Annotated in this window: 13 protein-coding genes; 8 read left to right on the top strand and 5 right to left on the bottom strand. The window is 38.3% G+C overall.

What is annotated here, in order from left to right; genetic code table 11:
• Nucleotide 1 precedes the first annotated feature (1 nt).
• From flgC to VXK47_RS13345, 8 genes are all read left to right on the top strand, one after another.
• Nucleotides 2-424, top strand: coding sequence for a flagellar basal body rod protein FlgC (gene flgC, locus VXK47_RS13380; RefSeq protein ID WP_435549287.1), 423 nt, complete (start codon nt 2-4; stop codon nt 422-424).
• A gap of 3 nt (nt 425-427) precedes the next feature.
• Nucleotides 428-718, top strand: coding sequence for a flagellar hook-basal body complex protein FliE (fliE, locus tag VXK47_RS13375; protein ID WP_435549286.1), 291 nt, complete (start codon nt 428-430; stop codon nt 716-718).
• A 37-nt stretch (nt 719-755) separates the two neighbouring features.
• Nucleotides 756-2318, top strand: a complete 1563-nt coding sequence (fliF, locus tag VXK47_RS13370) for a flagellar M-ring protein FliF (protein ID WP_435549285.1) — start codon at nt 756-758, stop codon at nt 2316-2318.
• 3 nt (nt 2319-2321) lie between these two features.
• Nucleotides 2322-3344: a flagellar motor switch protein FliG gene (fliG, locus tag VXK47_RS13365; RefSeq protein WP_435549284.1), complete on the top strand. Its 1023-nt coding sequence runs from the start codon at nt 2322-2324 to the stop codon at nt 3342-3344.
• A 102-nt stretch (nt 3345-3446) separates the two neighbouring features.
• Entirely contained in the window at nt 3447-4151 is a 705-nt protein-coding gene (locus VXK47_RS13360; protein WP_435549283.1) for a FliH/SctL family protein, read from the top strand.
• A complete protein-coding gene (locus tag VXK47_RS13355) occupies nt 4117-5475 on the top strand; it encodes a FliI/YscN family ATPase (protein ID WP_435549282.1) in 1359 nt (452 codons plus the stop codon). The genes VXK47_RS13360 and VXK47_RS13355 overlap by 35 nt, the downstream gene beginning before the upstream one ends.
• Nucleotide 5476: 1 nt before the next feature.
• Nucleotides 5477-5923, top strand: a complete 447-nt coding sequence (fliJ, locus tag VXK47_RS13350) for a flagellar export protein FliJ (protein ID WP_435549281.1) — start codon at nt 5477-5479, stop codon at nt 5921-5923.
• Nucleotides 5920-6480, top strand: coding sequence for a MotE family protein (locus VXK47_RS13345; RefSeq protein WP_435549280.1), 561 nt, complete (start codon nt 5920-5922; stop codon nt 6478-6480). Before fliJ ends, VXK47_RS13345 begins: the two co-directional genes overlap by 4 nt.
• Before the next feature lie 346 nt (nt 6481-6826).
• On the opposite strand, the gene VXK47_RS13340 is transcribed toward VXK47_RS13345, so the two are convergent.
• The 5 genes from VXK47_RS13340 to VXK47_RS13320 all read right to left on the bottom strand — a co-directional run bounded on the left by VXK47_RS13340 (nt 6827) and on the right by VXK47_RS13320 (nt 13401).
• A complete protein-coding gene (locus VXK47_RS13340) occupies nt 6827-7567 on the bottom strand; it encodes an RluA family pseudouridine synthase (protein WP_435549279.1) in 741 nt (246 codons plus the stop codon).
• Between the two features lie 96 nt (nt 7568-7663).
• On the bottom strand, nt 7664-8188 hold the full coding sequence (locus tag VXK47_RS13335; RefSeq protein ID WP_435549278.1) for a class I SAM-dependent methyltransferase: 525 nt from the start codon (nt 8186-8188) through the stop codon (nt 7664-7666).
• Nucleotides 8185-9129, bottom strand: a complete 945-nt coding sequence (miaA, locus tag VXK47_RS13330; RefSeq protein WP_435549277.1) for a tRNA (adenosine(37)-N6)-dimethylallyltransferase MiaA — start codon at nt 9127-9129, stop codon at nt 8185-8187. Before miaA ends, VXK47_RS13335 begins: the two co-directional genes overlap by 4 nt.
• 8 nt (nt 9130-9137) lie before the next feature.
• On the bottom strand, nt 9138-13112 hold the full coding sequence (gene hrpA / locus VXK47_RS13325) for an ATP-dependent RNA helicase HrpA (RefSeq protein ID WP_435549276.1): 3975 nt from the start codon (nt 13110-13112) through the stop codon (nt 9138-9140).
• Between the two features lie 88 nt (nt 13113-13200).
• Entirely contained in the window at nt 13201-13401 is a 201-nt protein-coding gene (locus VXK47_RS13320; RefSeq protein WP_435549275.1) for a hypothetical protein, read from the bottom strand.
• Nucleotides 13402-13558 lie beyond the last annotated feature (157 nt).

The raw sequence follows: 13558 nt of genomic DNA, 5'->3' as shown, positions 1-13558 counted from the left end.
AATGAATTTTATGGAATCTTTGAAAATCAGTTCCTCAGGGCTCTATGCTCAGAGAAAAAGAATGGACATTATTGCTGAAAATCTTTCAAACATCGAAACCACCCGCACAGAAAAAGGCGGCCCTTATAGAAGGAAAATGATAGCTATTGGTTCTGAGCCGATTGATAGTTTTGACGAAGTACTTGATTCACAACTTGAAGGAGTAAGGGTTGACGCAATTGTTGAGGATGAATCACCCTTTAGAATTGTTTATAATCCAAGCCATCCTGATGCAGATAAAGACGGTTGCCTCAGTAAACCAAATGTGGATCTTGCGGTTGAAATGGCAAACATGCTGATGGCCCGAAATGCTTTTTCTGCAAACTTATCGGCTATCAAATCAACACGACAAATGGTTTTAAAAGCACTTGAAATAGGGAAATAAAAAATGAACGATCTTAAAATTCAAAATTTTAATCCGATCAGCTTCGATAAGAGTGAAGGGATAACATCGAACAACTCAACAGGATTTAAAGAGGTCATAAAAAATGCAATTGATAATGTGAACAGCACGGAAAAAGAAGGGGATAAATCAATTGTTAATCTTCTTCAGGGAAAGGAAGATGTTCACACAACTATGATTAATCTTCAAAAAGCCGAAATATCCATGAAAATGCTTCTGTCCGTTAGAAACAAGGCTCTTGAAGCTTACAAAGAAATAATGCACATGCAGTTTTAAATATTTTAAACATCCAGGCATAAGCAGAGTATAAAAAATGAATGATTCCGCAGTTCAGTTTTTAAATTTCATAAAGTCGTTACCGCTTGCAAAGAAAATCACAATTTCCGTTACAGTTTTACTGCTGATAGCAGCTTTTGCAGTTATGTTTATGTTGTCTAATCAGGTTGATTACCGGGTTCTTTTTAATAATCTTTCAGCACAGGATGCCGGCGCAATCATAGAAAAACTTAAAGAAAAAAACATCCCCTATAAGATTGAAGGCGGCGGATCTCTGATACTTGTTCCTTCTGATCAGGTATATGAGCTACGTCTTAAAATGGTGGGGGACGGGCTTCCCAGAGATGGCCAGATCGGTTTTGAAATATTCGATAAAACAGATTATAAAACCACTCAATTTGTACAGAGCCTGAATTACCAGAGAGCCCTGCAGGGGGAACTGGCAAGAACAATAAACTGTTTTGATGAAGTTAAAAGTTCAAGGATATTTATTGTTCTTCCAAAAGAGACGCTGTTTGCAGAAGATACAAAACCGGCCTCAGCTTCGGTACTTTTAGACTTAAAGTCAAACCTGCCGCCGGAACGTCTTTCCGCTATTGTTCATCTTGTTGCAAGTGCTGTTGAAGGACTTGAGCCTGAAGAGGTAACAGTTGTTGATACGAAAGGGCGGGTGATTTTTAAAGGTGGAAATGGTAACCAGACAAATACTTTTTTAAATAATTCTCAATTGGATTATAAATCGAAAATTGAAAGTGAAATCAGCAGAAATGTTCAAAGTATGCTGGAGGGAATCATCGGATCAGGCAATGCAATTGTGAGGGTAACCGCCGATATAGATTTTAATAAAACAAGCATGAACGAAGAAGAATATGATCCTGCGGCTGCCGTTGTAAGGAGCAAAAGGGATATTGAAGAATCTTTTCGGGCAGGCAATGCTTCTTCAGAGAGTGCCCCGTCATTAATTAATCAAAGAGCAGGTGTAATTCCTGCGGAATCGGTAGACCAAAACGGAAAAAGAAAAAAAGATACCCTCACAAATTATGAAATTAATAAAGTTACGAGGGTAATATCAAAGCCTGCCGGAACAATTAAACGCTTATCTGTAGCTGCAGTAATTGATGGGCGTTACGAAACGGTTAAGTCGGCTGACGGCACCGATAAAAGAAATTATATCCCGAGAACGGATGAGGAATTAAAAAAGTTTGAAGATATAGTAAAAGGTGCAATGGGTTACAATGAAGATCGTGAAGACAAGATTTCCGTAAGTTCCATACCTTTTTCCGAATCATTACCAGGTGACATTCAGATGGCATCTGAGCCATTTGATTTCATGGCACTTTTAAAAGATTACAAAAACTCTCTAATCAATTTTTGCTTGCTGATCGCAGTATTTTTTGTTCTGGTAAAGCCGCTGATTAATACATTAAAAAATATGCCAAAGGAACAATTTGTTAATGTAAAGGAGATTCCGGCCGCGGTGCAGTCAAACGCACAGCTTCCCGGTGTAAAAACAAAAGGCCAGATTGAAAAGGTTATCGAAATAAGCAAGAGCAATCCCGAGAAAACCGAACAACTTATCCGGGGATGGATGAACGAGTAGAAAATGAACTTAGACACCAATGATACCGATAAAACAACAGGACTCCAGAAAGCAGCAATTTTTTTGATGGCAATGGGCGAAGAATTTACCGCTTCTTTTTTCAAAAATACGGATCAGAACACTATCAAGAAGATAGGCAAATATATGTCCAAAATATCCTATGTTCCTGCTGATGTTTTGAATTCGGTTATGAATGACTTTTTAAAAAGTTACGAAAGTGAAAAGTCTATTGGAGTATCCGGCAAATCTTTTTTAAAGCAGGTCGCAGATAAGTCTGCAGGGGAATCTCCGGTAAAAGAGGTTGTAAAAGCCATAGAAAGGGAAAACGAAAATACTCCTTTTGCTGAGCTTGCTTATCTTTCTGCAGAAAACATAATAAATATTTTTAAGGGTGAGCATCCACAAACTATTGCACTTGTTTTATCAAGTCTGCCGCAGGATAAAGCAGCTGAAATACTATGCCAACTGCCTGACGAACAAAAAGCCGATATAGCATACAGAATATTGAACATCGGTGATGTACAGGATGATGTAATAAGAGATCTTGACGATTTATTAAAAAAAGAAATTTCAGGTATGGGAACAGGTGCAAAAAGAAAATTTGACGGGGTTGAGGCTCTTGCGAATATTTTAAACGGAGTAAACGGTACAACTGAAGAATACGTAATGATGCATATAGAAAAAAAAGACGGAGAACTCGCCCAAAAAATCCGGCAGAAGATGTTTGTTTTTGAAGACCTGATAAAAATTGACGACAAGAGCTTCAGAGATATTTTAAAAAATATCGGCAATGAAGTAGTTGTCAGAGCTTTAAAGACCGCTTCTGAAGAGATGAAACAGAAAATATTCAGCAACTTATCAGAAAGAGCATCTAGTATGCTCAAAGAGGATTTTGAGGTGCTTGGCCCTGTTCGTCTCAAAGAGGTTGAAAAGAATCAGCAGGAAATTATCAGGGTTGCAAAAAAATTGGAAAGCGAAGGCAAAATCGTTATTTCGGGTAAAGGCAAAGAAGATGTTTTTGTTTGATCGGGGCATGAGTCCGATACTTACATGAAAGTATAAGTATAATTGCTGACCGGGTAGATACAGAGCTTTATGCAAATTAATCATCACACAAGCGGAGAAGTCTTGAAACAATATGAAATAAAGCCATTTGATTCTTTTGCCACTGGCCCTAAGAAAGAAAAAGAGCCGTTTACGGTGATTAAAAACAAAACGGAAAAAAACTCCGTTTTCTACCCTATAGATATAAACGGTAAGTACCGTAAAGATGAAGACCCTGAAGAAATTATAAAAAGGGCCCGGGAAAAAGCCGTTTTGCTGGAGCAGGAAGCATATGAGAAAGGCTTTGAGCAGGGTGAAAAAGACGGTCTGGAGCTGGGTAATGCAAAGGCTCAAAAAATTGTTGAAAATATAGAAAGTCTTCTGGAAGGAATTGATCTTTTAAGAGCAGACATCTTAAAGTTTTATGAAAAGGAAATTTTAGGTCTTATTTGTGCTGTCGCCGAAAAAATTATTGATCATAAGGTTGAATTAAACGGCACTGTTATCGGCAAAAAAGTCATAAATGCTATTAATATGGCAACGGAAAAAAAATCTATCCGCCTGAAAGTAAACCCGGAAGATTTTGATTACATCGACAACTTGAGGCCGGAAATTTTCCAGCGGTTTAATGAGCTGGAATCGGTGGAAGTAATTTCAAATTCATCTATAAAAAGAGGTGGGTGTTTTCTTGAAACTCCATGCGGCGATGTAGATGCCAGAATGGAAACACAACTTTCAATAATCAGCAAATGCCTTGAAGAAGCATTTAGGGAAAACATCATTGATTGACCTTGGCAAAGAGATTAATTGGAACCGATATGTTGAATCTCTGGATAAATGCCGTCCAATGCAGCTTCAAGGCAGAATAGTAAAACTTTCCGGGATTATAGCTGAAGCAAACGGTCCCGGGCTTTGTATCGGAAGTCTTTGTGATATTGAAACTACCCCGGGACATTTTATACGTGCTGAAGTTGTTGGCTTTAAAGACAGCAAACTGATTCTGATGCCATTTGGAGAACTCAGAGGCGTGAAGCCTGGCAGCAAAGTTATTGAAATTACCAGCCGTTCAACAGTTCCCGTTGGTGATGCTTATATCGGCAGAGTGATTGACGGGCTGGGGCAGCCAATAGATGGAAAAGGTGAAATAACTTGCGACACCGAATATCCTGTATATGGAGAGGTTATCAACCCGTTGCAAAGAGGAATTATAAGTGAAGTTATGGACGTCGGTATCAGGGCTATAAATTCCATGATAACCGTTGGAAAAGGGCAGAGAATTGCTATTATGGCCGGATCGGGTGTAGGTAAAAGCGTATTAATGGGCATGATGGCAAGAAATACCGCCGCAGATGTTTCAATAATTGCTTTGATCGGAGAGCGTGGCAGGGAAGTAAAAGAGTTTGTCGAAAAAAAACTGGGCGAGGCCGGAATGAAAAAATCAATAGTGATTGCTTCCACATCAGATACACCCGCCCTTATAAGGATAAGAGCTGCCTATTTTGCAACAGCGCTTGCCGAGTATTTCAGGGATAAGGGCCTAGATGTTCTTCTGGTTATGGATTCTGTTACCAGAGTAGCCATGTCTTTAAGAGAAGTCGGTCTGGCTGCCGGAGAGCCACCGACATCAAAAGGATATACACCCAGCGTTTTTACTCAGATGCCTAAGCTTCTTGAGCGGGCAGGTAATCTTGAGAAGAAGGGCAGTATAACCGGCATATATAATGTACTGGTCGAAGGAGACGACATGAGCGAGCCTGTGGCAGATACCGTTCGTTCCATTGTAGACGGACATATCGTACTCTCCAGAGCTGTTTCGCATAAAGGACACTATCCGGCAATTGATGTTATGGCAAGCATAAGCAGAGTAATGAAAGACATTGTGTCATCCGATCACTATAACCGCTCAAGGAAATTGATTAAAATCCTTGCCGTTTACAAAGATGCAGAAGATTTGATTAACATTGGCGCATATCAAAGCGGCAGTGATCCTGAGATAGATTTTGCAAAAAAAATGATTGGAAGGATCAATACTTTTTTACAGCAGCAAATTGATGAAAACTCAGGGTTTGATGAAAGTGTTCAGCGGCTGAACCAGTTGATGGCAGCAGGTTGAAATGAAGAGATTTTCCTTCAGGCTTGAAAAAGTATTGCGCTACAGGAAGTATCTTGAAAAGAAAGCCCAAAAAAGACTTGGCGATACCATACATGAATATCAAAGCAGGGAAAATGCAATTAAGGATATCGAAAATAAACAGACCGAGCTTTCAGCAAAATGCAGCGAAGAAAAGTCCAAAGGAATAAGTACATTCAGATTTCAGTGCTATAATCATTATTTTAATAAATTAAGCGATGACCAGAAATCAGAAAGCCTTGCCCTGAAAGAAACACAGGAAAAAGTTCAATTGCACAGAAGCTTGCTTAAAAAGGAATTGATCAGAAGAAAAATGCTTGAAAAATTAAAGGATATACAGAGTGTAAGATACAAGGAATATGCAGAAAAAGATGAACAGAAACTATCCGATGAAACCGTAATTATCAGAAGCAAAAGGCTGACAGCATGAAATCAATTGCTTATATTGCATTAGTATCTTTGCTTGTTCTTAAAATAATATTTATGTCATGTTTCGTTTTCAAAACGGAATCAAATAATCTGTTTTTTGCCAAAAATGCAATTGCATCGGAAAACAAAAATGTCTCAGATGCAATCAAAGCCAGCCCGATAATTGCCGAAGAAAATAAACAGGACAATCTGCCTTTTATCTTAAAACAAAAAGCCGAGCTTAAAGCACGGCAGGAAGAGCTTAAATTACAGCAGGAGGAGCTTGCAGCTGTAAAGGATGATATTAACAAAAAAATTGAACAACTGACGCGGTTAAGAGAAGAGATAAAACTTGATTTCGCAAAAAAAGATACCATCGATGCTCAGAAAATCAAACACCTGATAAAAGCGTATTCTACGATGAAACCTCAAACTGCAGCAGAATTGATAGGAAAACTTGATAATGATTTTGCTGTCGAACTGCTTTCACAAATGAAAGGAGAAGCAGTCGGCACGATTTTATCATACATAGATAAAGATAAAGCGGCAAAAATAACAGTAAGTCTTGCGGGAAAATAGCAAAGCAGGTTCAGGCATAAATGTTTATAAGTGTGCCTTTTTCATATGTATGTACAACAGGGTGCGAAATTTTTTTTTCAAGGATAATTTCATCGTTTTGACTTTGCGCAGAAATACCCGGTCCGTAACAATTCTGCATAACGGACATATCCGTTTTCTGCGCCAAAACGATCGGCCAATTATTTGTTATTTTATTAATCAATTTAAGCCTGTTAATCTTTCAGTAATATCAAATATCCTGAATTTTTCCAAAAGCCTCTTTTACTTCTGTACCAAATAAATCCTTATATGTCAAGAATAACTGCCTAATATGATATAATGATGTACATTATAGTTGCCCTTTGGGTTACTGCTTCCTGCCGGTTTTATCAGCGCTCTCAAAGGGAGACTTGCCATTGAGCTTAAAATAAGTCAAAAAATATTCCGGTATTTTCGCTTCAAACATCATTTCTTCATTATTAAATGGGTGTTTAAACTTAATCGAAAATGCATGTAAAGCTAAGCGCCCCTTGGTATTTTCTCTATATTTTGTATCACCGACAATTGGATGCCCATTTTCAGACAGGTGAGCACGAATTTGATTTTTTTTACCAGTCAAAAGATCAATTTCCAGGAGACTATAATTTTTAGATTCTTTTATTACTTTATATTTGGTTATGGCAAGCTTTCCTTCTATTGGATTCTTAACAGATTGAACTTTATAATTGTCTCCTTCAGCAAGATAAGACTCTATAATGCCGCTTTTTTTAGTTAAATTGCCATAGACCAGAGCTATATATTTTTTTTCAACATTTTTCCACTGCGCTGCAAATTTCTCACGAATTTCCAGGCTTTTAGCAAAGATCAATACTCCGGAGGTTTCACGATCCAGCCGATGCACAACAAACAGGTTGATTCTTGCCTTTGGATTTCCTTTTCTGACATAATTTGTAAGCAGATTATGAGCCGTATTTTCTGCTTCGTAATTAGCTTCAACGCTCAAGAGCCCTGAACTTTTATCAATCACGATTATGTCTCTGTCCTCATAAAGAATCCGGAGACCTGCAGGCACATGTTTAGTTCTTATTTTTATTTTCGATTTGATCATATTATTTCCTGGTAACATTTTAAAATACTGAAAAGAAAAGCCCGGCATCAGTGGAAAAAAGATTAAAGCTATGATTGACCCTGCCGTAGCAAATTATTACGAAACCGTTTTTTGTGCAATTATCCCCGCCGATGCCTTTCTGTTTTCAAAAATTCCCTCATGATATCTAAGACACCTGAAATCGTAAAACATATCAAGCAATTCATTGTGCTTTAAAAGGAAATCAGGATTTCGTGGTTTTCCGAACCGAATCTGATCAATTATATATGTCTCATACACAACAAAACCGCCTTTGTGCAGGCCTGCCTTTATGTGTGGTATGAGCGATCTTTGCAGGTAATTAAAGCAGATAATGACATCATAACTGTCTTTAATAATATATGCGGTTTTTTCAAGATCGGTAAAATGGGCGCTGATATTCACCCCTGATTGCCTGGCAGTTTTTTCGGCAATTTTTACAGCTTCCTCCGATATGTCTATTCCTTCCACCGTAAAACCCCGGCTTGCAAGATAAACGGCATTTCGTCCTTCACCCATAGCTATGTCAAGGACACGGCCTTTGGGCAACAGACTTATGTTTTCGACCAGAAAGCGGGATGCGTTTTTTTCTAAAGATGTCACTGTAAATCACTTCCTGTATTTAGAAATTTCCCTACAAGTATTTTAATATCTTCAACCTGATCAGGTCTTACCCATATGATATTCTGATCGGCATTAAACCATGTTAACTGGCGTTTTGCAAACCTTCTGGTGTCTTGCTTTAATGTGCGTATAGCTTCATCTAAGGTAGTGCGGCCTGTTATATAATCTGTCATATGCCGGTATCCGATAGATTGCATTGATTTAAGATCTGCTGCATAATTCATGTCAAGAAGCCGCTTTACCTCATCTTCAAAACCGGCTTCAATCATAAAATCGACTCTTTTTTCTATTTGCCTGTAAAGAGCCTCTCTTTCCATATTAAGGCCGACCTTTAAAACATTAAACCTGTTTTCCGAAAAACCATGCTTTTTTTGATGTTCAGAAATACTTACGCCTGTTGACTCAAATACTTCCAATGCTCTTATTATCCTGAATGTGTCATTCTGATGTATTTTGTCTGCGGCTTTGGAATCAAGTTTTTTTAGTTGATCGTATAAAAACTTTGTTCCGTATTCTTTGGCCTGTTTTTTAAGATGAATCTTGAAATCGCTATCTGAAGCAGGTTTGACGTCAAACAGACCGTGAACCAGAGCTTTTATGTAAAGTCCGGTTCCACCTACTATAAAGGGAACCTTGTTTTCTTTTTCGAGTCTGTTTATTATTTCATTTCCCATTGAGGCAAATTTTGCAGCACTGAAATCTTCATCAGGATCTATGATGTCTATCATATGATGAAAGACACGCATGGTTTCCTGTTTTGTAGGTTTTGCGGTTCCGATATCTAAGTATTTATAAACCTGCATCGAATCGGCGCTTATAATTTCACCGCCGAAAGCCTGGGCGGTTTCTATGCCGGCAGATGTTTTGCCAATGCCTGTAGGGCCGCAGATTACGATAATTGAGGGTTTTTTATTTATCATGTTCTTAATTATATCAGGCGCTCGATTTCTTTAAGCTTTTTATCCAGTCTTTTAGCAGAGATCGGAATCGGTGTTTTTAACTCCTGGGCAAAAAGGGAGACCTTGTATTCTTCAATCAGCCAGAAGTATTCTTCCATGGCTTTTCTTTTTTCATCCGATGTAAACGGGGAAATGCTTTTCAGCAGTTTGTCCATAGAAAGTGTATGAGCTTCAAGTTCTTTTGCTTTTATTTTATCTTTTTCAGGATCAATTAAAGCTCTTTGTGCTCTGATTGATGTGGCTTTAAGATATCTGGGAAGATGCAAAAGCCGGTCAGGCTCATATAACTGAATAAAATTATCAGGCAAAAGTCTGACAACTTCATTTTCAAGTTTTTCTATCATTAAAAAAGCTTCTTTGTTATTAAGACGGCATTTTCTGGATAGATCCTGCAAAACCGATCTGGCCTCATGAAAAGCTTCCAATACCGGGCAAAGGTGTTTAATTATTTTTTGACTGCAAGAAAATATATTTTTAAGGACATACAAAGAATAAGTGTTAAAGGCATCTTCAGTCCGTATGTCTTTATCAAAAAGATCCTTTATTATGCCATTAAAAAGCATTTTATCAAAACTTTTTATACCGCCAAAAAAGACAGTAAATTTATGAAATTCTCCGGGAAGCGAGATCTGTTTTTTTACATATTTAATTTCTTTATCGAAAGATATTAAAAAAAGAGCGATAGTTCCTTCTTTATGCGAAATCCGGGCTTGCTTTTCGGATTCAAATATTCTCAGATTGACGCAATCTTGATCTTTTTCAAGCGCCGGAAAATATATTCTACTGGTATTTTCGTCTTCCTTTATCAATATCTGTTTTTCAATATCTCCAAAATCCCATTTTATAATACCGGTCTTTTCATACTTTCTCTTAACCGAAACAAGCATTTTGTTATCTAAGGGCTTTGAAAAATTTTTTAGCAAAATACTTTTATCTTTTCCCGAAAGGATTTCTTTTCCTTTGGCATCCGTTATTGAAAAGCGCATTTTAAGATGCCCGGGCAATGCGTCATCCGACCATGCACCTGCAGGAATATCAACTCCGAAATTATAAAAAATAAAGTTTGAAAGCTCTGTTGCAAGCGCAGCTTTTCCTCTCGGCATTTTTTCTATGATTGTATTCAATACGTTGGAAACCGGGAGCAATTTCTTTCTGTATTCTTTGGGAAGTCCTTTTAAAAGGGCGCTTATTTTCTCCTCAAACAATCCGGGAACTAGCCAGTCCGCTTTATCAGGCAAAACGGATGATGAGGAAGAAAGTGGAATATTAACGGTTATACCGTCATCAGGTTTACCCGGATCAAAACTATAAAGGCATTTAAAAGGCTTTTCACCTAAGTTTATACTGTCAGGATAAAGAGACAGATCTTCTTCATCAGGTATGTAGCGCAACAAATCTTCTTTTTTCATGCGAAGGTATTTATCGTTTCCTGTGCTTTTTATCTGCCGGGAAAGCGTCCGGATGTCATAGATTGCAGAAAGCCGTTTTTTATAAAATTCAAACACGGTTTCATTTCCGGCAAAAATATCTCTTTTTCTTAACCTGTTTTCAATATCCAGAACCTCATCTTTTACTTTTTTATTATGCTCCATAAAAGGAAAGAAAGTATCGATATCTTCTTCAACAAGAGCGTACCTTATGAAAATATCCGAAGCTTCTTCCGGGTTTATTCTTCCGTAAGATACCGATCTTCCTGAAACGATTGTAAGTCCGTATAAATTAACTTTTTCAAGGGCCACAACTTCTCCGCGCTTTCTGTCCCAGTGCGGTTCATAATAGGAGTATTTGCACTGTTCTTTTCCGATTTCTTCTATCCAGGCGCTTTCGATGGCTGCAGCAGTTCTTGCAAAAAAGCGCGAAGTTTCGACCATTTCGGCAGATACTATCCATGCCGGCGGGTTTTTGAATAATCCTGAGCCGGGAAATATCATAACGGATTTTTCTCTTGTTGCACAAAAATTATTCTTCTCTTTTTTCATGGCAATATTTGATAAAAAGCCGCTGAGTATTGATTTATGAATGGCGGTATAAAGCGGGCTGAATTTATTGTCTGATTTACTTGTATCGCTTAAAGCTTTCAATCTTTCCTGTTTGCGGCTTTTCATACCGGTTTCAACTAAGATATTTGTTATCTGTGTGTATATATCGCGCCACTCTTTCATCCTTTTAAAAGATAGAAAGTTAGCCTTGCAGAATTTTCTTGCACCGGAAGTAGCAGCACAAACCGCATTGTATTTATTCCATATGTTAAGAAGAGTAATAAAGTCGGAAAGCGGATCCGAAAAAACCTTGTGTGCTCTGTCTGCTTCTTCTGTTTTATCGGCAGGTCTTTGCCTTGGGTCCTGAGAGCTTATGGCTGCTGCGATCACGGTTATTTCTTCCAGACAGCCTCTGTCCGGCGCTTCAATTAACATCCTTGAAAGCCTGGGATCCACCGGTAGCGATGCCATAAGCCTGCCGGTTGGAGTTAAGGAATAGAGCGCCTTATTTCCTTCTTCCTGTTTTATAGCTCCCAGTTCTAAAAGAATATCATACCCGTCATTGATACTTTTAGGTGAAGGTTTGTCTATGAAGGGAAAGGAAGAAACATCGCCAAGCTTTAAAGCAATCATCCTCAATACAACTTCGGCAAGATTCGACCTTAAAATTTCAGGCAGAGTATATAGGCAGCGGGCTTCATAATTTTCTTTGGTATAAAGGCGCACACAGATACCGTTTTCCACTCTTCCGCATCTTCCTTTTCGCTGGTCTGCGCTGCTTTTTGAAACAGGAAGCACCGGAAGAGCAGTTGAACGGGACCTTGGGGTATAATGCGGAATGCGGGCAAGACCTGTGTCTATCACATATTTTATGCCCGGAATAGTAATTGATGTTTCTGCTATATTGGTTGATATGATAATTTTTCTTGATGAAAGAGGGAAAAATACCTTTTTTTGTTCTGAAGCCGGAAGTTTTGCAAAAAGAGGTATTATCTCTACCGATCTGTATTTTCTTCCTTCAAGAGTTTCGGTTGCTTCCCGGATATCCTGCTCGGTGGGCATGAATATAAGCATATCGCCATAGGGATTTTCTTTAATTATTTTATCCACAGCTTCTGCTGCAAGATCCGGATAGCTTTTATCATCATTTTTTTCAGGCTCGGGTTCAGCAGGAAGGTAGCGTATATCAACAGGAAACATCCGGCCTGAAACTTCAATTACCGGGGCATTATCAAAGGCTTTCGAAAATTTATCGGTATCGATTGTTGCCGAAGTTATAATAAGCTTTAAGTCTTTTCTTTTTTTCAGGAGAGTCTTAAGTATTCCTAAGATAAAATCAATATTAAGACTTCTTTCATGAGCCTCATCAACAATTATGGTGTCATATTCATTTAAATACGGATCATTATTGGCTTCGGCCAGCAAAATGCCGTCGGTCATTATTTTTATATATGAGTCTTTATGCGTTTTATCTGTAAAACGGATTTTATAGCCTACGGATTTTCCTGTTTCTTCACCAAGCTCATAGGCTATACGGGCGCAAACTGTAATTGCTGCAATTCTTCTGGGCTGGGTGCAGCCTATTTTACCAAAAACACCTCTTCCTGCAAAAAGACAGAACTTTGGCAACTGAGTGGTTTTGCCTGATCCGGTTTCACCTGAAATAATAACAACCTGATTTTTAACAATTGCATCTATGATTTCATCTTTTTTGGCCGTTATGGGAAGTGCGGGATCAAAATCAAATCTGGGAATATTTTTTCTTCTTAATGCTTGTTCATGAATGGAAGCATCAAGTTTTTTAGTAATACCTGAAAGCAGCTTTTCAGTTTCAGGTACGGCAGGATTTTTTAAAGAGGCATTTTTCAGCTTTGTGATTTCCCGGTAAAGGGCCGGCCTGTCCGCCTGCATGGCTTTGTTAATCCGGCGTTCAATTTTTTTAATTAATAAATTTTGTTGTTTCATATGCTGTAAGTTCAAATAATGCGGTTCTTGTTTGCGTACTCTATCATAAGATATTAGTGAACAAGAAGCGGCATTGATCAGGCGGATTCTAAAAACCAGGGAAGCCAAAATAGACTTTTATAGGCAAGCCATCAATTTGGTACTTACCTGGAAGAGGAGATGATGTTGCAATATTTACCTCTATTGCCTGCTTTGCTTCAGAAAATACACCCGAGAATTCTGCGGGGATTCTTCCGGCTGTCTCAGGATATGAAACTATATATCCGTTTAACAGACTGTTTCCGGGCATTCTTATTGTTACTTTTTTATAATGGACCCCGAAATTTGAACTGATGGTTAAGCTGCTTTTTCTGTGATATTGACTCCATTATAAAGGAGACAGAATGAGAAAGCAATATCCAGGGAATTTTAAAGCAAAGGTTGCATTGGAAGCCATCAGGTCAGAG

Source organism: Desulfobacterium sp. N47 (assembly GCF_051233685.1).
Classification (GTDB): Bacteria; Desulfobacterota; Desulfobacteria; order Desulfobacterales; family RPRI01; genus RPRI01.
This window is presented reverse-complemented; position numbering and strand designations above follow the sequence as displayed.

What these genes read in the sequence shown, in the direction of transcription:
- flgC (WP_435549287.1), top strand. Translation starts at nt 2, where the DNA reads ATGAATTTTATGGAATCTTTGAAAATCAGTTCCTCAGGGCTCTATGCT.
- fliE (WP_435549286.1), top strand. Translation starts at nt 428, where the DNA reads ATGAACGATCTTAAAATTCAAAATTTTAATCCGATCAGCTTCGATAAG.
- fliF (WP_435549285.1), top strand. Translation starts at nt 756, where the DNA reads ATGAATGATTCCGCAGTTCAGTTTTTAAATTTCATAAAGTCGTTACCG.
- fliG (WP_435549284.1), top strand. Translation starts at nt 2,322, where the DNA reads ATGAACTTAGACACCAATGATACCGATAAAACAACAGGACTCCAGAAA.
- fliJ (WP_435549281.1), top strand. Translation starts at nt 5,477, where the DNA reads ATGAAGAGATTTTCCTTCAGGCTTGAAAAAGTATTGCGCTACAGGAAG.
- VXK47_RS13345 (WP_435549280.1), top strand. Translation starts at nt 5,920, where the DNA reads ATGAAATCAATTGCTTATATTGCATTAGTATCTTTGCTTGTTCTTAAA.
- VXK47_RS13340 (WP_435549279.1), bottom strand. Translation starts at nt 7,567, where the DNA reads ATGATCAAATCGAAAATAAAAATAAGAACTAAACATGTGCCTGCAGGT.
- miaA (WP_435549277.1), bottom strand. Translation starts at nt 9,129, where the DNA reads ATGATAAATAAAAAACCCTCAATTATCGTAATCTGCGGCCCTACAGGC.
- hrpA (WP_435549276.1), bottom strand. Translation starts at nt 13,112, where the DNA reads ATGAAACAACAAAATTTATTAATTAAAAAAATTGAACGCCGGATTAAC.
- VXK47_RS13320 (WP_435549275.1), bottom strand. Translation starts at nt 13,401, where the DNA reads ATGCCCGGAAACAGTCTGTTAAACGGATATATAGTTTCATATCCTGAG.